Source organism: Deltaproteobacteria bacterium, from assembly GCA_016235345.1.
GTDB lineage: Bacteria > Desulfobacterota > Desulfobacteria > Desulfobacterales > Desulfatibacillaceae > JACRLG01.
In genome coordinates this window covers 63,407-84,213 of record JACRLG010000006.1, presented here as the reverse complement: position 1 = coordinate 84,213, position 20,807 = coordinate 63,407, and the positions used below count along the sequence as shown (strand labels likewise).

General features: G+C 58.4%; 15 protein-coding genes. 3 read left to right on the top strand and 12 right to left on the bottom strand.

From position 1 onward, the window contains the following. Position 1: 1 nt before the first annotated feature. From HZB23_03310 to HZB23_03295, 4 genes are all read right to left on the bottom strand, one after another. The gene (locus HZB23_03310) at positions 2–841 is read right to left on the bottom strand and encodes a transketolase (protein MBI5843683.1); all 840 of its coding nucleotides are present in this window, start codon (positions 839–841) and stop codon (positions 2–4) included. A 1-nt stretch (position 842) separates the two neighbouring features. Next, the gene (locus HZB23_03305) at positions 843–2,087 is read right to left on the bottom strand and encodes an aminotransferase class III-fold pyridoxal phosphate-dependent enzyme (protein MBI5843682.1); all 1,245 of its coding nucleotides are present in this window, start codon (positions 2,085–2,087) and stop codon (positions 843–845) included. A 9-nt stretch (positions 2,088–2,096) separates the two neighbouring features. Continuing rightward, the gene (locus tag HZB23_03300; GenBank protein ID MBI5843681.1) at positions 2,097–2,867 is read right to left on the bottom strand and encodes a hypothetical protein; all 771 of its coding nucleotides are present in this window, start codon (positions 2,865–2,867) and stop codon (positions 2,097–2,099) included. 318 nt (positions 2,868–3,185) lie between these two features. Continuing rightward, positions 3,186–4,469 carry an OFA family MFS transporter gene (locus tag HZB23_03295; GenBank protein MBI5843680.1) on the bottom strand — a complete coding sequence of 428 codons (1,284 nt, stop codon included), beginning with the start codon at positions 4,467–4,469 and terminating at the stop codon, positions 3,186–3,188. A 404-nt stretch (positions 4,470–4,873) separates the two neighbouring features. On the opposite strand from HZB23_03295, the gene HZB23_03290 reads away from it, so the two are divergent. Then, positions 4,874–8,476: a DUF748 domain-containing protein gene (locus HZB23_03290; protein ID MBI5843679.1), complete on the top strand. Its 3,603-nt coding sequence runs from the start codon at positions 4,874–4,876 to the stop codon at positions 8,474–8,476. A 61-nt stretch (positions 8,477–8,537) separates the two neighbouring features. Here HZB23_03290 and HZB23_03285 read toward each other — a convergent pair whose 3' ends face one another. The 8 genes from HZB23_03285 to HZB23_03250 form a co-directional block, all read right to left on the bottom strand. Continuing rightward, the gene (locus tag HZB23_03285) at positions 8,538–8,732 is read right to left on the bottom strand and encodes a CsbD family protein (protein ID MBI5843678.1); all 195 of its coding nucleotides are present in this window, start codon (positions 8,730–8,732) and stop codon (positions 8,538–8,540) included. A 74-nt stretch (positions 8,733–8,806) separates the two neighbouring features. Further along, complete coding sequence (locus HZB23_03280; protein ID MBI5843677.1) at positions 8,807–9,208, bottom strand: PilZ domain-containing protein; 402 nt, start codon at positions 9,206–9,208, stop codon at positions 8,807–8,809. A 19-nt stretch (positions 9,209–9,227) separates the two neighbouring features. Further along, a complete protein-coding gene (locus HZB23_03275) occupies positions 9,228–9,629 on the bottom strand; it encodes an OB-fold domain-containing protein (GenBank protein ID MBI5843676.1) in 402 nt (133 codons plus the stop codon). 2 nt (positions 9,630–9,631) lie between these two features. Further along, positions 9,632–10,807, bottom strand: coding sequence for a propanoyl-CoA acyltransferase (locus HZB23_03270; protein MBI5843675.1), 1,176 nt, complete (start codon positions 10,805–10,807; stop codon positions 9,632–9,634). Positions 10,808–10,903: 96 nt separating this feature from the next. Next, the gene (gene hybB, locus HZB23_03265) at positions 10,904–12,160 is read right to left on the bottom strand and encodes a Ni/Fe-hydrogenase cytochrome b subunit (protein MBI5843674.1); all 1,257 of its coding nucleotides are present in this window, start codon (positions 12,158–12,160) and stop codon (positions 10,904–10,906) included. Further along, entirely contained in the window at positions 12,157–12,954 is a 798-nt protein-coding gene (locus tag HZB23_03260) for a 4Fe-4S dicluster domain-containing protein (protein ID MBI5843673.1), read from the bottom strand. The genes hybB and HZB23_03260 overlap by 4 nt, the downstream gene beginning before the upstream one ends. Positions 12,955–12,964: 10 nt before the next feature. After that, positions 12,965–15,973, bottom strand: coding sequence for a formate dehydrogenase-N subunit alpha (fdnG, locus tag HZB23_03255; GenBank protein MBI5843672.1), 3,009 nt, complete (start codon positions 15,971–15,973; stop codon positions 12,965–12,967). A gap of 144 nt (positions 15,974–16,117) precedes the next feature. Further along, positions 16,118–17,623: an MFS transporter gene (locus tag HZB23_03250; GenBank protein ID MBI5843671.1), complete on the bottom strand. Its 1,506-nt coding sequence runs from the start codon at positions 17,621–17,623 to the stop codon at positions 16,118–16,120. 389 nt (positions 17,624–18,012) lie between these two features. On the opposite strand from HZB23_03250, the gene HZB23_03245 reads away from it, so the two are divergent. Further along, the gene (locus tag HZB23_03245; GenBank protein MBI5843670.1) at positions 18,013–18,336 is read left to right on the top strand and encodes an STAS domain-containing protein; all 324 of its coding nucleotides are present in this window, start codon (positions 18,013–18,015) and stop codon (positions 18,334–18,336) included. 33 nt (positions 18,337–18,369) lie between these two features. Continuing rightward, positions 18,370–20,736, top strand: coding sequence for a SpoIIE family protein phosphatase (locus HZB23_03240; GenBank protein MBI5843669.1), 2,367 nt, complete (start codon positions 18,370–18,372; stop codon positions 20,734–20,736). Positions 20,737–20,807: the final 71 nt, after the last annotated feature.

The window sequence follows — 20,807 nt, the reverse complement described above, 5'->3', positions numbered from 1 at the left end:
ATCAGGCTTTCCCGTAATAACGGTCAACGGACGCCTTGGCTTTGGTCACCAATTCCGAATCAAGTCCGCCGTAATGCCACTTCACCTGGTTTTCCATGAAATCCACGCCCTTGCCCTTCACCGTGTTGGCGATGATGACAACGGGGCCGCTTTTTTCGGAAAGGGCGAATTGAACGGCAGAGTCAATCTCGGAAAAGCTGTGGCCGTCGATTTCGTTTACGAGAAATCCGAAGGCCCGCCACTTGTCGGCGAAAGGCTCAAGGCCCATGACGTCTTCGGTGGGGCCGTCTATCATCAGCCGGTTGCGGTCGACAAAGGTGACGAGGTTGGTCACCTTGAAGTGAGCCGCCGCCATTGCGGCCTCCCACACCGAGCCCTCGTTGCACTCGCCGTCGCCCAAAATACAGAAGGTGCGCCAGGATTTTTTCTGGAGGCGTGCCCCCAGGGCAAGCCCCAAGGCTATGGGCAGGCCGTGGCCCAGGGAGCCTGTGGAGACGTCCACGCCCTTTACTTTGCAACCGTCCAGGTGCATTCCGAAGGGTGACTTGAACTTGTTGAAATCCTTCAGAAGATCAAAGTCGAAATAGCCCTTGCGCGCCAGCACCGGGGCGTAGGCGACCCCCGCGTGGCCCTTGGAAAGCACTATGCGGTCGCGGTCCTCCCAGTCGGGCCTTTTCGGGTCCACGTTGGCCGCCTTGAAAAAAAGGTGGACCAGAATGTCCAGAACCGAGAGCCCGCCGCCGATGTGAGCGCCTCCGGCCCAGCCCGTGACGTCTATGATGTCCTTGCGCAAGGACCAGGCCACGGCTTCGAGTTTTGAAATCTCCTCCTGGCTTATCACGTCAAATCCCTCCCTGCTTGACGGCCCGGAAAGCGTCGTCAACTATGTCGAAGGTTTTCTGCATGTCGTCATCATTATGGGCTGTGGAAACGAACCAGTTGTGGTGGCTTGTGAAATAGGCCCCGCGCCGGGTGCACTCGCCGCACCATTTCTGCATGAGAACCAGCGACGGGTCGTCGGTCAGTCGCAGATATGGCATGGACGGCGCGCCTGAGACCCTGAGGTCGTATCCGTGGCTCTTTGCTATCTCCACCATGCCGTCAAGAAGTTTCTGCCCCCATTCCAGCATGATTTTCGGGCCGTTGATGCGCTCAAGCTCTGTGATGCAGGCAAGGGCCGCCGCCATGGGCACTGCGGAGAACCAGTAGGAGCCGGTGTAGAACACCCTGGCTGCGTCGTTTTTGAGGGCCTCGGTTCCCACGAGGGCGGATATGGGGTAGCCGTTTCCTATGGCCTTGCAGAAGCAGACCAAATCAGGCTTGAAACCGAAGTAGGCGTGGCTGCCGTGAACATCCAGGCGGAAGCCGCAGCGGATGTCGTCCACGATGAGGACTATGCCCTTTTTCCGGCACAGGGCCTCGATCCTGGCCCAGTATCCGTCGGCGGGCATTTCGTTGTCGGCAAATGTGGGATGGTGATAGGGCGTGGCCATGAAGGCGGCCACGTTATCGGGGTTCTCGGCGATCACCTTCTCGAATGCGGCCACGTCGTTCCAGGGAATCCGCAGGATATTGTCGGCGTCCTCATGGATGACGCCATGATGCCCGTAACCCTGGGTCCAGGGGGCCACCCCGTGGTAGCCGCCCTTGATGGCCACCACCTTCTTACGGCCCGTTGCGGCCCGCGCGATCATGACGGCGTAGGTGGTGGTGTCGCCGCCGTTCTTGGCGAAAAAGGCCCAGTCAGCCCCTGTAACCAGATCGGTGAGCTTTTCGGCAAGCTCCACCATAACAGGGCCGGGGGCCGTTATGCAGTTTCCCAGCTTGCGCTGTTTTTTGGCGGCATCCTCCACCTTGGGATGATTGTATCCCAGAACCATGGGGCCGTAGGCGCACATGTAGTCGATGAACTCGTTGCCGTCCACGTCGGTGAAACGCGACCCCGCACCGCTTTGGGCGTAAAAGGGGTAATCGGACGGCGGTATCAGCGGGGCCGGGCTCATGTGCCCGTATATGCCGCACGGAATCACCTTTGCGGCCCGGTCGAAAAGGGCCTGGGACTGTTCATATGAATAGGTCTTCAAAATTTCATCCTCCTATGTCAAATAAAGAGGAATACGGTCAAGAACTCTGGACAGCGCATCCAGAAAGGGCATCTGGCCCCAGATGGCCACGTCGCCTTTCGCTATGGCGGAAAAGGCGTCGGTCTTTTGATTCAGGAAGGCGTTGGCCACGTCCACGTTTCTCATGTACATGAAGGCGGTGGCCTCTTTTGAGTCGCCCTTTTGGGCCGATATGGCCCCGTTGTCGAAACTTATGTGGGCGCACGGTCCTTCGGGCAGCACCTTCATTAGAACCTCGCCCTTTTTGAGCCCGGCCACAGAGGCCTTGGAAAAATCCTCGTGGCTGGAAAGCTCCGCCGCCGCGAAAACAGCCGTGTTCAGCGTGAAAAGCGTATTCAGCGCCCTGTAATTAGGGTCGGCCAGGAGAACGTCGGTGGGCTTCAGGAAATATTCGAGGCGCTTGGTGAGCTTGGAAAACTTGGTGGCCAGAAAGGGGAGTTTCGTGAAGCCTTTTAGCGGAATGGGTGCGCCCTTGTTGTCGAACATCTTGTTGAGATGGGCCGGAGACAGGAAATAGAGCTTGATTGTGGCCTTCCCCGCCCTGCCCCGCCCTGCCTTGCAGACGCCGTTATTGAAACTCACGTAGGCTTCCGGGCCGCCCATTACGGAGAACTGTATGGTTTCTTTCCAGTTTTTCGTGAACGTGGCTGAATCGGAATCCTTTTCAACCAAATCCTCAAGATTCTGCAAAACCGCGTAAAGATTGAGATTGGCCTTCACGAATTCATGGTTGGGGCTTGTCATGGCCCTGCCTCCTTGGGCTTTTGATGAGGCTCGAACAAGGCGGCGCTGTCGGTCAAAAGGCCCGAAAAACAAGCCCTTCCCGTCCAAGCCGCAAAATCAGCCAAATTGGAGTATAGTTCGGAAATGTATAAAAGATGGAACGGTTTAACCACTACCCGCAACCGAAGGTTATGTCAAGAGAATCGAAGAAGGCGGGACATCGAAAAGTATGAAGGGCCGAATGTGGATATCGGGAACCCGGATCGAAAAATAAAAACATGGAACCAGCCTGAACCGGGCCGCGAGTCTTCCGGTTCAGGCTGGTTCCTCAGGCTTTATTCACGCCTTTGCTTTTTCCCCCAGAAGAATCGTTAAAAGCGCACCTATCACCAGCATGAGCCCTGCTGTCATGAACGAGGAGTCGAAATTTCCCGAAGCGGCCTTCAGCATCTCCGAAAGGCGGCTGAAAACGAGTCCGCCCACTCCCCAGGCCGAAAAGACGAATCCGTAGTTTATGCCGAAATTGGAAAGCCCCCACAGGTCCTTGGTGATGGACGGAAAGAGCGAAAGGTTGGTTCCGTAGTTGAAGCCGATGAGGGTGGCCAGGGCGACCAGGGCGAACGGGTTTCCTCCCTTGACGAGCCCTATGGCCAGAAACATGAGAACGGCCTGGAACGAGAGCATTATGGTGAGGGTTCTTATCCTGCCGATCTTGTCCGACAGAAACCCGGCCAGAATCCTTCCCCCGGCGTTTCCTATGGCCAGCATGGCCACGGCGATGAAGGAGGCCTCCCCAAGGCTCTTTTTCGCCATGCCCCCGACAGAGGATATGACCATGAGGCCAGCTCCCGCGCCTATGAAAAAGAGCAGCCACAGCATCCAGAACCTGCCGGTTTTGAGAATGCCCATAGGCCCTGTGTTGAGCTGGGCCGCCTGTGCCGATTTTGCGGCGGGCTGTCCCTTGACCTTTCCCTTGCCGCCCTTTTTCTTTGGGGCGGGGGGCGGCTGGCCCGTGGGGGAGTAGCCAGGAGGAGGATTTTTAAGAAGCATTGAAAGCCCGCACACCACAATGCAGAAGGCCACTCCGAAAAAGAGCATGGTCTTTTGGAGCCCCCAGTTACCCACGAGGTATTCGGCAAGCGGCGCTATGTAAACAGAAGCCAAGCCGAAACCGGATACCACGATGCCCGCGATAAGGCCCGTTTTGGCGGGTGGAAACCACTTGAGCGCGGGCGGCGTGGCGCTTCCGTAGCCGAAGCCCAGGCCCGCTCCCACAAGGACGCCGAAGCCAAGGACCCACGAGACGTAGGCGTGGGTCTGGGAAATCCAGATAAAGCCCGCGCCAACCAGGATTCCGCCGACGAAGGCCGTTATGCGCGGCCCCACCCTGTCCTGGAGCCTTCCGGCAAATATCATGGCAAAGGAGAAAACAAGGCAGCAGAGAGCGTAGGGGTCGTTGAGGGAAGCCTTGTCCCAGGCGAAGGCGTCCGGCCCTCCCTTTGTTATGGAAGCCTCGATGGCCACCTTGAATATGGACCAGGTGTACAAAATGCCCAGGGCGAGGTTGATTCCGGTTCCCGCCAGGGTGACGGTCCATCCCTTGATTCTTGCTTCGCGGTCCATGCTCCGCTCCTTTTGGTCAGGTGACAAAATCCGGTGAATAGTGGCTGTGGCCCGGTGCTTCCTGCCTTCGCTTCAAAGGAGCGGGGTTCGGAGCTGAAAAGCCGGAATCGACCTTACAGGATAATACCATAAAGGCAGCCCGATTCCACTTTTGAAAATGCGGCCGTAAAAAATTTTTCCGGCGGATGTTGAAACAATTTTCACACCCGCCGTCCGGCAGGGCAAAAACCCATAATCGCTTGCAAAGGTTCGGGTGGAAAGTTATATGAATACGACAGCAAGGCGAACCCGGACTGACGTCCGGGCCATGGAGAATCAGGGCTTTCGGGCTTTTTCACGGGCGGCGTAAAAAGGATTCGTTCCGCTGCCACTCTTTTTTTGCCAGAGCGGAAAAGGACAAGGCCATGAACCTGGAAGAGAGAAAACGAGGCCTGCGCCATCTTGCAAAGGCGGCCATCGCGCTTGCAGCCCTGGCCCTGGTTTACACACTGGCGGGCTTTCTGGTGCTGCCCTGGATAATTCGCCCGATGATTGAGGAAAAGGGCTCCGGGGCGCTTGCCCGAAAGGTGCGGGTAGGAGAGCTTCTACTCAACCCCTGGACCCTTTCGGCCACCGTCAGGGGGCTTTCCGTCAAAGACCCCGACGGAGAGGACTTTGTAAGAGCGTCCGAGATTCACGCCAATCTCTCGATCCTTTCCCTGACCTCCCTCTCCCTCCACATCGAGGAGTCAGCCCTCAGGGAGCCTTACATCCGGATCGTGAGAAAGCCGGACGGGTCGTTCAACTTTTCCGACATCCTCGAAAGATACCGCCCGAAGGACAAGGCCCCCAAGGAGCCCAAGGACCCCTTTCCCATTTACCTCGGCCTTTTTGACGTGACAAACGCGTCCTTTGTGCTGGACGACCATATCAAGAAGGTCAGCCACAAGCTGAAGGACGCCTCTTTCTCGGTTTCGGAGTTTTCGACCTTAGTCCGGTACAGGGAAAAGAACGTCCTGTTCGACTTGGCTTTTCTGGCCGACGGCGCAAAGATTGCAGTAAAGGCCTTAAGCCGCCCCTTTGCGAAGGACCGGGGCGCCACCCTCCAGATCAGCGTTTCCGGCCTCGACCTGCCCCGTTACATGGCCTATGCCCCTCTGCCGCAGGGCTTGACCGTTTCCTCCGCCAGACTGGACCTTAAAACCGAAATAGACTATCGCGCGGACGCAAAGGGCGGGGACTTTATCCTAAAGGGCCGGGTGACGCTTTCAGACCTGGCGGTCCTTGAAGGCGCGGACCTGCCCCTGGCCTCCGTCAGCCGGATCGTGACGGATATAGCCACCTCCCGCCTCTCGGCCCGCGACATTCACGTGGCGTCCGTTCAGGTTTCAAAGCCCGTGATCCACGTCAGGCGAGATGAACGGGGAAAGACCAACCTGGAAAAAATCCTGGCCTCCGTAAAGGAGCAGCCGACGAACGGCGAAACCGCCACCCCGGAAAACGGGAAGGCCCCGGCATTGGCCGGTCAGGCCGCCCCTGCGGAATTTATGGTGGACAACATGGTGATGGAAGCCGGGCAGGTGTTTTTCACCGACCGGTCCAATTCTTCGCCGTTTTCCTCAACGCTTTCGCCCATAAACCTTACGGTGGCCAATCTTTCCAGCCAGCCGGAGAAAGCCGCCGATTTCTCCCTTTCCGTGGAAACATCCAACCGGGAGGCAATAAAGGCATCAGGCAGGTTCGGCCTTTCCCCTCTTGGCGCTTCGGGCAGGGTTTCGGTTTCAGACATAAGCCTCAAAAGCTATTTCCCGTATTACGCGAAAATGCTCCGGGCCGAGCCCCCTGAAGGCTCGCTTTCCGTAAGCACCGACTTCGTGGCCGACCTGGAAAACCCGGAGCCCGGTAAAATGCCCAGGGTGATCCTGAACAACCTGGCAGTTCTCTTGAACGGCTTCGCCATAAGGGAGAAGGGCGGGCGCGAGGCAGTGGTTATGGTTCCCAGCCTCACCGTGAAGGTTGCCGAGGCGGACCTGGCCGCGCAGAAGGCAAGGGTGCGTGAGATTGCTTCAAGCGGAGGGGCTGTCCGCATGGTGATGGAAAAAGACGGCAAGGTCAGCCTGCTTTCCCTGGTCGCGCCGTCCACCCCGGCCCGGTCCGGCCTCAAAAAACAGGCATCTTCGCGCTCCGCCGCAGCCCCCTGGGCCGTGGACGCGGACAAGGTGCGCCTGTCGGGTTATCATGTGGATTTTACGGATAAATCCCCCAGGACACCCGTCAAGGTGCGTTTGTCCGACCTTGAATTTTCGGCGTCCGGCCTCTCCACCCGCAAGGGGGATACGGCTGAAATGGACTTTTCCGCCAGGGTTCAGCAAAAAGGCTACTTGCAGGCCAGGGGCGAGGTGGGGGCGGAACCTCTTTCGGCGAACCTGAGCCTTCTGGCAAGGGGCCTGGACATAAGGACCGCCGCTCCCTACTGGCAGGACCTTACCGGGATCATGGTCACAAAGGGGCGCGTTGAGACCAAGGGCAGGCTGACCCTTTCCGCCGCCAGGGCGGGCCGCCCGCCCAGGGTGAATTTTTCGGGGGACGCCGCCATACTGGATTTCGCATCCTCCGACAAAAAGACGAGGGAGGATTTTTTCAATTTCGCCTCCCTCAGACTTCTGCGGATCAAGGCCGGAAACACCCCCCTGGCCGTTTCGGTGGACAGGATGGGCCTGGACAGTTTCTATTCCCGCGTGGTCATCCACCCGGACGGCTCGGTCAATCTCAAAAGCCTTCTCCCCCCCGGAAAAAGCAAGGCGGCCCCTGCCCCGGCGGCCAGCCCTTCGGTCGGCAGGAAATCGCCGCCCCCGGACGTACGCATAAGGGAGTTCACCCTTTCCAGGGGGCGTTTCAACTTTACGGACAACCTCATCAAACCCAACTACAGCGCCAATTACACGGACATGACTGGCCTCATATCCGGGCTTTCGACCGATGAAAACTCCAGGGCCGGAGTGAACCTCACGGGCCGGTTCGGCAGCCAGGCCCCGGTTACGGTAAAAGGGGAGATCTCCCCTCTGATTCCCAAGATTTTCGCCGATATCGAGGTGAAGGTTTCGGACATGGAGCTTCCGGCCTTCTCCCCCTATTCGGGACGGTTCATAGGAAGGCTCATCGAAAAGGGCAAGCTGGCTCTTACGCTTATCTACAAGGTACGGGACAACAAGCTGACAGGCGCGAACAAGATAGTTCTCGACCAGTTCACCCTGGGCGGCAAGGTTGAAAGCCCCGACGCCACCAGCCTGCCCGTGGGGCTCGCCATAGCCCTTTTGAAGGACCGGAACGGGGTCATCGACCTCGACCTTGCCGTTACGGGCGACATGAACGACCCGGAATTCTCGGTGGTGGGAATAGTTTTCAAGATAATCAAAAACCTGATCGTCAAGATCGTCTCCTCGCCCTTCGCCCTCCTGGGCTCGGTGTTCGGCGGGGGGGAGGACCTCCAGTTCGCGGATTTTGCGGCGGGAAAAAGCGAAATAGGCAAGGAGACCGGACAGAAACTGGACTCCCTGGAAAAGGCCCTTTTCGAGAGGCCGGGCCTTACCCTTGACATCCGGGGCGACGCGGACCCGGCGGCCGATGCGGAAGCCCTTCGGGCAATCGGGTTTGAAAACCTGCTCAAAAGGCAGATGCTCAAAAAGCCGGACGCGGAAGAAAAGACCCTTGAAGACGTTACGATTCCTGCGGATCAATACCCGGCCCTCATAGCCCAGGCATTCGCAGCATCGGAATTTCCGAAACCGGTCGACAAGGAGGGAAAGCCCCGGCCTGTGCCCCCCCAGGAAATGGAGGCGCTTTTGCGCACCCACGTCAGGGTGACCGACGGCCAGTTGCGCATTCTTGCCCACGAAAGGGCTATGGCCGCCAAGGAATACATACTGGGAAAAGGCAGGGTGGAGGCGGCGAGGGTCTTCATCCTGGAGCCCGAACCCATGACGAAGGCCGAGGGGCGCAAGCCGAGAACCACCTTCAGCATCCGATGAGCTAAGGGTATGTTACGGGGGCGCGGCGGGTTCCGGAACTGCCGCCGGGCCGCCGCCCCCGTCATTTCAGGTGCAGCTTGTCCAGCTTCGCCTTTATCGCTTCCTTTGTGTCCCCGAACCTCTCCTGAATGATTCCGTAGAGCTTGTCCAGGGAACCTTCGGCCTTGATGAAATCATCGTCGGTGAGCTCTCCCCAGGCCTTCTTCGCCCTGCCCTTTATCTGGTTCCACTTGCCCTTTGCCTGATCCTGGTTCATGCGATCCCCTTTCCCCCCAAAACTTCCTATGCGCTGGATGATCAATTTTTACGCGACTGTCTTTAACCCGCCCGTCAGTCAAGGCCCAAGTGCCTGGCAAGCAGCTTGCGGTCGTCCTCGGCTATTTCGGTGAAACGGACGCCCACCTCGTAATGTCCGGGATGCCCCCTCATCTCTTCGCAGCGCACCACACGGCCCGCCACCCGGTACGGGGCGCTGGACACCGCTATGTAGATGCCTCGCTTCAGGGCGTCGGGGTCCCAGTCGGCAATCCTCACCAGCATGTCCAGGTTGCCGCCCATCTCGTAGCATATCCCGGAAACGAAGCTCAGGCCGCCGAGGCCTATGTTTTTTCCGGCGGCGTCGTCGCTGATGTGTCCGGTCACGTCCCAGACATCTGACTTGACCTGCACCGACATGGTCTTGGAGAATCTTGGGCTCTGCCTTCTTTCCTCCGGCGACTTGGGCTCGCTCATGACTTTCCTCCGGCGCGAATTATTGGTGCTCTGAAAGCTCAAAGGCCAAAGTATGGATTTCCCCGATGCTGTAGGTATCGGCAGGGGTTATCCTGCTGGTTATGGACACGGTTTTTCCCATCAGGTCCATATCCGCACTGTCCGGTTCGACGCCGAGAAGGTTTCCCATTACCCAGGCTCCGCAGCCGGTTTCCACCATCGCAACGATGTAGGGGGCCTCGAAACCCAAAGGCGCTATGCGGATTACGGTGAAAGTCCGTATCACGCCCCGCTTTTCGGTTTCCTCAACCACAAGGTCCCTGCCCTGGCAGTTTCTGCACACGATGCGCGGCGGAATGGCGCATTCGTTGCAGTTTTTGCAGGACGAGCACAGAAGCCTTCCTTCGGCCAGGGCTTTTTGGTAGTCAACAAATGTCGTCATCGTCAGGCCCTCGCAAGAATCAGGTTGCAAACCGTTCCAAGGTCTCCGCCAAGGGTGTCCACCAGGCCCCACTTGGCGCCGGGAACCTGCCTGTCGCCGGACTCCTCCCGGAGCTGCTCCACTATTTCGGTAACCTGGGCGGCCCCGGTGGCACCTATTGGATGCCCCTTGGCCTTCAGCCCGCCCGAAGGGTTCACCACGATTTTCGCCTTTTCACCGTTTCGGGTCTCCCCTTTGGCCGCAGCGTCGTGGGCCTTGCCGAACTCGTAGAAGCCAAGGGCCTCCAGTGCCAGAATTTCGGCGATGGTGAAACAGTCATGCACTTCGCAGACCTGGATGTCTTTGGGGGTGACGCCCGCCTGGGCGTAAGCCTCCCTGCTGGAAACCTCCCGCGCCCGGACCCTGGTGAGGTCCTTTTGCATGGCAAGGGGCCCTGCCGAAGCCTGGCCCATTCCGGCGATGACAACGGGCTTTTTGACGAGCCCCCTGGCTTTTTCAAGGGTGGTGATCACAACGGCGCTGGCTCCGTCCGAAAAGGGGCAGCAGTCCAGAAGCTGAAGCGGGTCGGCCACCATCATGCCGTTTAGGACCTTTTCAACCGTGATTTCCTTGCCGAAATGGGCCTTGGGGTTTTTGGAGCCGTGGAAATGGTTTTTCACCGCCACTTCCGCCATGTCGCGCTTGAGGGCGGCCAAGGGGATTCCGTATTTTTTGCTGTATAAATGAGTCGCCATTGCGAAAACGCCGGGAAACGTTATTCCCGTGGGAGTCTCGTTCTGGGCGTGGCATCCCATGGCAAAGGTGCGGGTGGCCAAAGGCGTCCCCATTGCGTTGGCCCTCTCGGTTCCGCCGGCCAGGACCATGTCGTACTGGCCCGAAGCCACCAGGAGCGCCCCCTGGCGGATGGCCACCGTTGCAGTTGCGCAGGCGCTTTCGTATCGAGTCGCCGGTGCCGACATGGGAAGCCCTATGGCGTCGTGGGCAAAGGGGGCCATGTGTATCTGGCCTTCTTCAAAATCGCCCAGGCAATTGCCGAAAAAAAGCGCCTGGATGTCGTTCGGCGTTATGCCCGATTTGTCTATGGCTTCAAGGGCCGCATCTGCGAAAAGCTCCAGGTTGGTCTTTTCCCATATGCCGAATCGGGTCATGGCCACGCCTAAAATGGCCACTTCTCTCATTTGGGTTCTCCTTTTTTTATTCGGGTTCGGCCCGGATTGAACCAAGCCGCCCGGCGATATTAGCAGGTATTCCTTGAAAAACAAAGCGGCTTTGCTTCATGCGCCTTCGTGGATGGGCAGCTCGTCCGACAAAAAATCGTAGGCCAGAAGTCCCATGGCGATGATGCCGAAAGTTATGAGCAATTCCGTAAAGCTTGGGTGGTAAGGCCCCCAACGCTCCACTTCCACACCTATCATGGCCACGTTTATCCGGTTGATGACAACGCCCGCCACCACCAGAAAGGAGGCCGCAAAGAGCCCCCTTCGATTATCAACGAAGCCCGGCTTGAGATAGAGCGCAAGGGGCAGCGCCAGGCCCAGGCCCATCTCCGCCCACCACATGACGGCTGCCGCGCCTCCTGCAAAAACCAGGTGAAGGGCGTCGCGCGCTAATATGTCCGCGATCTTCAGTATGAGGTAAAAGGCCAGTATTACGGGCATCTGCCTTGCAAAGGCCGCCAGGGGCGCAAGGGGTATGCGGCGACCCATGAATTTTTCGCTGCCCAGGGCCTCCAGGGTCATCATGCCGATTCCGGCGCAAATGGCGGAAACCAGAAAAAGTATGGGAAGAAGCGGCGAATGCCACAGAGGGCTCAACTTGTGGGACGCCATGAGAAAGAGGACGCCTAAGGAGGACTGGTGGAGAAAGGACAGTATGACCCCGGCCCCGATGAGCAGAATGGGAATCTGGACCGTTCTTCTGGACTTTCCGAAGGCCATGGACAACTCCCAGGCCGACAGGACAGCCGCCACGATCATGGCCCAGGCAAGGGAATAGGTCATGGCGTATGCGAAAGTGGACAGGAGAACCACCACCAGCCAGGGCGAAGACATGAGCCAGAGGGCGTGCGCCCTTTTCATGGAATATTTTTCCAGGACCGCAGGCAAAAGCTCCATGCAAAGCACCAGGGTGTAAAGGGATGCGCACCAGCCTATTTCGTAAAGGGGGGAGCCGTGGTTGCCGAAATAGAGGTAGATCATGTTCCACGGCCTGCCCATGTCCACAATAAGGCCCAGAACGAACATGAGATATCCCAGAAGGGCCGCAAGGACGGCGGGCCTTGCCAGGGCCTCGAACTGTTTCCCGCCGAAAAGGTGGGCCACCCCGGCCACCACGAAACCGCCTGCCGCAAGGGCAACCCCTGCAAGGATGTCCACGGCCACCCAAAGTCCCCAGGGGTAGCCGTCGGAAAGATTGGTCACCGCCCCAATTCCGGCCCAGAACCTGTAAACGATGGCGGCCGCTCCGGCCAAGGCGAAAAGCCAGACGACAAGGGCTCCGAAAGTGGGGGCGAAAAAGGCTTTTCCCTTCATTTTCCGCCCTCCTCGCGGCTTTCATTTTCACCGGCGGCCATTCGCCGGTTGATGATCCAGGCGAGCCCCCCGAAAACCGCCGCCATGCCCGTCATGGCGTAGGGAACCGCGCTCATGGCGGCCTTTATCTGGTCCGGGTAGGGCGTATTCGACAGTCCTGCCGGGTATCCTATTCGATCGAAGGGCACCTTGGCCAGGTGGAGCACGCAGGTTCCCCCCACCTCTTTTTCGCCGTAAACATGGTTCACATAGCGATCCGGGTGGTTTTTGATCCTGGCAAGGGCCTCCGCCAGAAGGGTTTTCCGGTCCCCGAACGAGAGGGCCCCAGTGGGGCAGGTTGCGGTGCAGGCGGGCTTGTCGCCCCTTGCTATGCGGTCAGCGCAAAGGTCGCATTTTTTTATGAGTGGCACCCTTTTGTCCCATTCGAACCTGGGGGCGTTGAAAGGGCATACGATCTGGCAGTAACGGCAGCCTATGCACCGGGAGGAATCATAGACCACCGGTCCCTGAGCGGTTTTTTGCAGGGCCCCCACCGGGCAGGCCGCCGCGCAGGCGGGCTCATTGCAGTGAAAGCACTGCCGCCTTCCGAACACCCACTCATAGCCATGTTCTGTTTTTACATCGTTGAAGGTGATGAGGTTCCAGGTTTCCGATGTCCGGTGGGGCGGGTTCTGAAACCCGTCCCCCCAGAAAAACCGGGTCTTCTGGGCCTTGAGGTCGTGCTCCTGCTTGCAGGCCACCTGGCAGGCCCGGCAGGCGATGCAGCGGGTGGTGTCGATGAGCATTCCCTTCATGGCCCCTCCCTCAAACCTTCTTCACCCGGCACAGGAAGGCCTTGTATTCCGGGATTGACGTGTTGGGGTCCCCGATGTCCGGGGTGAGCATGTTGGCGCTGTCGCCGGTGGCCTGGCCCTGGTAGCCGAAATGCCAGACCAGCCCTATCTGATGCACGGTTTTCCCCGAAAGCCGAAAGGGAGAGAAGCGCGGGCTCACCAGGGCATAGGCCTCTATGCTGCCCCTGGCGGATTCCACCTGAATCCTGTCCCCGTTTTCGATGCCAAGCTCCCTTGCAAGCTCCTCACCCAGTTCGGCGAACATATCGGGAACCAGCTCAGCCAGGAGGGGCGTGTTGCGGGTCATGGCTCCGGCCTGCCAGTGCTCGGTCATGCGGCAGGTGGTGGCCACGACGGGAAAAAGGCCGGGGTCGCCGGGCGGCAAAGCCCCCGGCCCGTTTACGGGGACCACCGCCGGACCGCTCTGTTGGGGGGAAAGGAGATTTTTCACGGGGCTTTCAAAAGGCTCGTAATGTTCGGGAAAAGGGCCGTCCGCAAGGCCGTTCGCCCACAGGCCTCCGTACCCGTCCGGGCTCATTATGAAAGGATGCTTCGCGCCGGGTGGAAAGCCTCCGTCAGGCACGTCCCCCAGCCATTTCTTTTGGGCAGGGTCCCATTCTATCACGGCCTTGGCCGGATTCCACGGGCGGCCCGACTCGTCCACCGAGGCCCTGTTGTAGAGGATTCTGCGGTTGACGGGCCAGCACCAGGCCCAGTCCGGAAAAAGGCCGATATTGTTGGGCGCGTCCGCAGCTCCCCGGCGGGCCATGCGGTTGTCCGACTTATCCTTTCCGGGATAGGAGCCGGAATAAATCCAGCAGCCCGAAGAGGTTGATCCGCCATCGCTGAGCATGGCAAATGACGGCGACTGCGCCCCCCTGGAGAAGCGCTTTCCCTCGATTTCCGCGTCGTTGGTGAAACAGCCGTTGATTTCCCTGGCCACGAGATGGACGTCCGGCCCTTCCGGGGGGCGGGATTCATAATCCCAGGTCAGCCTGATGACGGGGTCGGGGAAAACGCCCCCTTTCCCGTACTCGGTTTTCACGGCCTCATGCAGGGCGTCCAGTATCCACAGGTCCGGCCTGGCCTCTCCGGGCGGGTCTGCGGCCCGATACCGCCACTGGGCCCATCTGCCGCTGTTGGAGATGCTGCCTTCCTTTTCCAGCGAAAAGGCGGCCGGAAGCAAAAACACCTCTGTGGAAATTTCCCGGGGGTCCTGGCCCGGACGTTTCCAGAAAGCCGCTGTTTCTGTTTCAAACAGGTCAACCGCCACCAGAAAGGAAAGCCGGGAAAGCGCCTGTCGTTCCTGTCCCGCGTTGGGGCCGCTCACCGCCGGGTTCTGTCCGAACAGGATCAGCCCCTTTACCAGGCCTTCGGCCACGGCCCTGAAAAGCTGCAGATACGAGCAGTTTCCGCTTCTCTTGGGCAGGAGTTGAAACGCGAACTCGTTTTCCGGACCGGCAAAATCCCCGTACCATGCCTTTAAAAGGGAAACCATGTACTTGGGCGTGTTGGAAAGCCAGTTGGCCGATTCGGGGTCAAGACTTACCGGCGTTCGGTTTTTGAGGTACTGTTCGAGGGTCTTGTCCTTCTGCTCCGGGCTTGCAAGGTATCCGGGCAAGGCGTTGTACAGAAGGCCCATGTCGGTTGACCCCTGCACGTTGGACTCCCCCCTGAGCGCATTTACCCCGCCTCCGGCCAACCCGATGTTGCCCAAAAGAAGTTGAAGGATGGCGTAGGCCCTTATGTTCTGAGTGCCGTGGGTGCTCTGGGTGGCGCCCATGGCGTAGAGCCAGGTCCCTGCCCTGCCGGGCGCGCATGTGGATGTGAATATGTCGCAGGTTTTTTCAAAATCCCCAACCGGCGAACCGGTAACGTTGCATACGGTTTCGCGGTCATAGCGGGAGAAATGCTTTTTCAGAAGCTGAAACACGCACCGCTCGTGGGTAAGCGTTGGGTCCTTCTTGGGCGCGCCTTTTTCATCCGTCTCAAAGGCCCAGGAGGACTTCTCGTACGCTCTCGTTGCCGGGTCGAAGCCCGAAAAGAGGCCCTGGTGAAAAACGAAATTTTCGGAAACGATAAAGGACGCGTTGGTGTAGGCGGCCACGTAATCCCGGTGGATGCGGCCCTTTTCCAGGGCGTAGTTTATCATGCCCCCCACAAAGGCAATGTCTGTTCCTGAGCGGATTTTGCAGTAATGGTCGGCGAATGAGGATGTCCTGGTGTACCTTGGGTCCACTGAAAGGATTTTCGCCCCGTTCTCCCTGGCTTTCTGGAGCCACCTCGCGGCTATGGGGTGATTCTCCACCACGTTTGAGCCGCAGACCATGACCACGTCGGCGTTTTTTATGTCTATCCAGTGGTTGGTCATGGCCCCCCTGCCGAAGCTGGCCGCCAGACCGGCGACCGTGGAGCTGTGTCAGATTCGGGCCTGGTGTTCCAGATAGACGATTCCGAGGCTCCTGGCGAACTTCGAGTAGAGGTAGCATTCCTCGTTGTCCAGCGATGCCCCCCCGAGGCAGGCTATCCCCTCGGTGCGGTTTACCGTGTCCCCGTCCTTTTCCTTCACAAAGGTGGCGTCGCGGGTCTCCTTTATCCTTTTCGCTATCCGGGCCAGGGCCCATTCCCAGGATTTTTCCTCCCACCGGTCCTTGCCCGGCCCACGGTAGAGAACCCTTGTCAGTCGTCCGGGGCTGTTTGCCGTCTGCAAAAGGGCCGCGCCCTTGGAGCACAGGGCCCCCTGGTTGATGGGATGCTCCGGGTCGCCCGCCACCTGGGCCACCTTCCCGTCCAGCGTCTTGACTATAAGGCCACAACCCACGGCGCAGTAGGGGCAGACCGACGTGGTTGAAACCGCGTCCTTCAAGCGGTCTTCGGATACGGGAATGGAGTGGACGGCTTCCGAAGTCGCAGCACCGGCAAGTGCCCCGGCGGTCGCCCCGCCCAGGGCTTTCAGAAAATTTCTGCGAGTGATCTTCATGCAAGTCCCCGATGCGCAACCAAAATCCGATCATCGATCAAAGGGCCGGTCCGCAGGCCCTTGGAGCTTTGAGTCAAGGCAAAGTATAACACGAAACTTACCCTTGTAACCGCACTTTCAATTTTTCAGGCTGGGCTAAAAGATTCAATCCTTGCGCAGCACCATGAAAATTGAGGCAAGCAACAGATAGGAAAGAGCAAGGGAATAGTGCAAAGCGCCCTGCATCGTCCAGGGCAGGTAAACCGCGCCCGTGGGCAGCACCGAATGGATAACGCCGAAAAGCGTGAAAGCCGAGCAGGCCAAGGCGCACAGGGCCGCGAGCCTTGGCCTTTGGTCGATCAGAAAGGCCAGCAGGCTTCCCCATAAAAGGGCGGTCAGGATGAACCCGTTGCTGAGAACGGTGAGGGTGTTGAGCATCAGCTGGAGCCGTTCCGGGAGCTTGTCCTGCGTGACGGAAAGCGCGCCCAGAAACTGGCCCAGGATGATGATTACAAGGTTGGCGATGACCGGCATGAAGCTCAAGCTGACGGCGGGGGAATGCTCCGGCGGAGATTCCCTGTATGCCTGGTGTATTATTTCAAAGCCGATGAAGATGAATACGGGAGCCAGGACAGCCCTTGGAATGAGCCCGGCGATAAGGGAAAGCATGCCTGTAAGGGAAAAAATCCCGATCAGGAGCGCGGTCGCCAGGGTGTACCACCAGGTTGCGCCCATTTTTTTATAGGCGGGATGCCCGATATACGGAGTGGTCTGGGCGCAGCCCCCGAAAAAGGCTGCGATGAGGGACGTTATGGCCTCGGTCAGAAGGATGTCCCTGGTCCTGTATTCATCGCCCGCCAGCCTGGCGCTTTCGGTGTTGTTGATTCCACCGATGATGGTCAATATCCCGAAGGGGATGGCCAGGGGAAGATACGGGATGCTTTGGGGGAGGGCGTGGAGAAACGAGGCTGAAAAAACCGGAAGGGAAGGAGTTATTTCAAATGACGGGGCGCTGAATTCGGAAAGCAGGCCGCTGTATCCCAGAAAAAAGTGGATTCCCGTCGCCAGCAGAACCGCAACCAGAACACCCGGAATCCGTCCCGGAAGCCGCATCTTTCCCAGAAACACAGAAAAAATGATGCCGAGCGCCACCATGCCCACCACCGGCTCGCTGAAAATCTCCAGAAGGGGCAAAAAGCCCAGCAGCATGAGGCCAATGCCCGCTATCGAACCCAGAAGCCCAGCCGTTGGAACCACCCTCTGCACCCACTTGCCGCAAAAAGAGAAGATCACCTTGGCCACCCCGATCATGAAAAGGGTGCACATGCCTATCTGCCAGGTGAGTTCGGCGTTTTGAGTGGCGATGTAGGCCGGGCCGAGAACCGCATAGGCGATGCCGATTGAGGACGGCGTATCGAGACCTAAGGGAATTGCAGTGACGTCCCGGCGGCCCGTTTTTTTCGAGTGCCGTATGGCGAGCCAGGTGTAGACGAGGTCCCCGAAAAAGACCCCCGCCGCCGATCCGGGGATCATGCGTTTCATGATTATGTCCGCCGGAAAATTGAACGTGAACATGAGTATCGCACCCATGAAGACGAGCACGCCCAGGTTATCGAGAAAAAGGGCCAGAAAGGCCGTCGTTTCCCCCCAGAACCCGCTTTGATGCGTCAAGGCCTTTTCCCCGTTCATACTGGCTATTTCCATAAATTTCGGGTTTTCATGGGGCGAAGCCGCCCAAATTTTTCCGGCACAATGATCTTCACCATGCGGTTTCTCTTGACAGGCCGCATGACGGGCCGACTTGTTTTTCACTGAGTTGGCCCCCTTTTTACACTCAAAGACGTCTCCAAATCCAGGAAAATCCCCAGGGGCAAGGAGAATCCGTCACATCCTGCGCCATCCGGCAGGCCCCCAAAGCAAAAGGCCATCGCATGCTGAAAAAGGAGCGGGCGTTTTTAGCTGGACGGAAAGATCGCCCATGCCATAGAATACGCCGATCGGAACCATGAGAATCCGGCCAGGCTCACCATGCTGATTTTTGCCGCCATACGGAGAATGCAATGAAAGTAAACGCAGCAAGCTTAAAAGGATGGACAGTGCTTGAAATATCAGGAAGCGTTGACGCTGCCACCGCGCCCGCGTTGCAGGCCGACGCAATGGGCCGGGTCGGGGCTGGCGAAGCCAAAATAGCCCTGGATGTTTCAGGTGTCGATTACATGAGCAGTGCGGGCCTTAGGGTGCTTCTGATGGTTTTCAAGGCCTTGAAGGCGACAGATGGAGCCATGTGCCTGGTGAATCCCAGCCCCTTTGTTTCCGAGGTTATGGACCTAAGCGGCTTTGCGGGCATAATTCCGGTGACAAAGAGCCTGGAAGCCCTGGCGTAAAGCTGTTCCACCCTTTCGGCGTCAGGGGCTTCAATGCGAATACAATACAGGCTCCTCCTGGGCCTTATCCCGGCCATGCTCTCGCTGTTCGGGGCGCTTGCCTTTTTTGGCCTGAAGGATACCGAACGCACCGTCCTTGCCCAGATAACCCGCGAGGTCTACGAGCTTTCCAGGGCGCAGAGCATGGAATTCGAGTTCGTGTTCGAGACCGGGCGGCAGGCTGCGGAAGGACTCGCCGGAGGCCTGGAGGCCGCGCCCGCCGGTGGGGAACGATTCATCCACGACCTTATCAAGGGTATGCTCAAAAGGAATCCGGACATCTACGGCAGCACCGTGGCCACGGTTCCCGGGGAAAACCCCCTCGGAACCTACGCCCCCTACTATTACCGCAAAAACAAAAACGATCTTGCCTACCAGTCTCTGGCTGTAAAGGATTACAGCTACCAGTGGTGGGACTGGTTCAGGCAGCCATTGAAAAGCGGAAAATCTGTCTGGGGGGAGCCCTATTTTGACGAGGGGGGCGGCAACGTACTCATGACCACCTACAGCACCCCGGTCAAAACTGCGGGCCGGGTGACCGCAATCGCCACCGCCGACATATCCCTCGCCCATCTGGTGAAGCGGGTCCAGGGCATCACGGTGGGCAAGACCGGCTACGCCTTTATTGTAACCGCAACGGGGCGGCTTGTGGCTCATCCCGAAAAAGGGATTATTTCAGAAAGGCCTTTCTGGGAGGAAAAGTTCGCAGACTCCAAATTCGTGGCCGAACTCAGGGAAATCCTGAAGGAGCCCCAGGCCAAAGGCGGCGGCGAAAAAATCGAACACGAAAGAACCCCAAGCCGCAACTGGGTTGTGAAAACCTCCATACCCGCCACCGGCTGGACCCTGGTGGTCTGGTATCCCAGGGACGAACTCCTCTCGCCGATGATAGAGCTAAGGCAGAAGATGGCGGTGGTCGCAGCCCTTATCATGGCCGGAATCGTCTTTTATATCATGTGGATATCTTCCATGATGTCCTCCCCCATAAGCAAGCTGGTGGATCAGGCCCGGCATTACGCCATGGGCGATTATTCCGAGGTCCTGGACACAAAAAGGGGGGCGCGGGAAATACGCGAGCTTTCCGGGGCCTTCAACGCCCTTGGCGAGGCGGTGGTGAGCCAGCTGAAGGCGGTTGAGAAAGAGACATCCCAGAAGGAGCGCTACCTGCAGGAGCTTCAGATAGCGGCTGAAATCCAGAAGGATATTTTACCCACCCAGTTTCCGCCCTTCCCTGAACTTGCCGAAAAAATTGATATTTACGCCATCATAAAACCTGCGACCGAGGTCGGGGGGGACTTCTACGATTTTTTCAGGCTGCCAGGCGAAAAAATCGGCTTTCTTGTGGCAGACGTGGCCGGAAAGGGTGCGCCATCGGCCTTTTTCATGGCAATGGCGCGGATTCTCGTCCGGGAATTCGCCAAAAAGACCAGCACGCCGGAGGAAGTGATCCGCCGGGTCAACATGATTCTGCAACAGGATAACGCCTCCTGCAATTTCGTAACCATGCTCTACGGCGAGATGGACCTTGGAAAGGGCCGTGGCCGCTTTGTCTGCGCGGGCCATAATTCGCCGGTACTGGTGACCGCCGACGGCCAGGTGAAGGAGCTTCCCGTTTCCAGGCAGGCCCCGCTCGGGGCGGTTCCCGGAGTTTATTACGAGTCTACACCCTTTAATCTGAATCCCGGCGAAACCCTGGTGCTTTATACTGATGGCGTAACAGAGGCCATGAACGGCGAGCGCGCCCTTTTCGGAAACGCCCGTCTGACTGATTCCCTTTTATCGGTGAAATCGTGCGACAGCCGCTCCCTCGCCAATAACCTTTTGGCTTCGGTAAAGGATTTCACGGGTGACGCGGCGCAAAACGACGACATAACAGTGCTTTGCGTGGGCCGCCCGACCGAGGTTCTCAACAGGACAGTGCAGTTTTCCATCGAGGAGACCGGGCCGGTATTTACGATGGAGATTCCGGCATCCCTTTCTTCCCTTGCCCCTCTTTTCGCGTTCACCGCAGCCTTAAGGGAAGAGACAGGGCTTTCCGAAGACGAGATGAAGCAGGTGAACCTGGCCCTCGAGGAAACCGTGGTGAACGTCATTGACCACGCATACGGGGGCAGGAGCGATAACCGAATGGAGGTGACGCTTGGGGCCTTTCCGGGCGGAATCAGGGTTATTGTAACCGATTTCGGCAGGCCCTTTGATTTCGAGAACAAGCGCATAAAATACGACGGCAAGGCGGACATAAACCAGCCCGTGGGCGGGATAGGCCTTTTTCTGATGCAGAAGGTGATGGACAGCGTGCATTACGAACCCGCCACCGAAACGGGCAACCGCATGATCATGCTGAAAAGAAAAAAACGCTAACGCCTGGCTAAAACGCGAATCGCGGTGTCGTGCATCGAAGCCAATTTCGGTCACGTACGAACATCCTGATT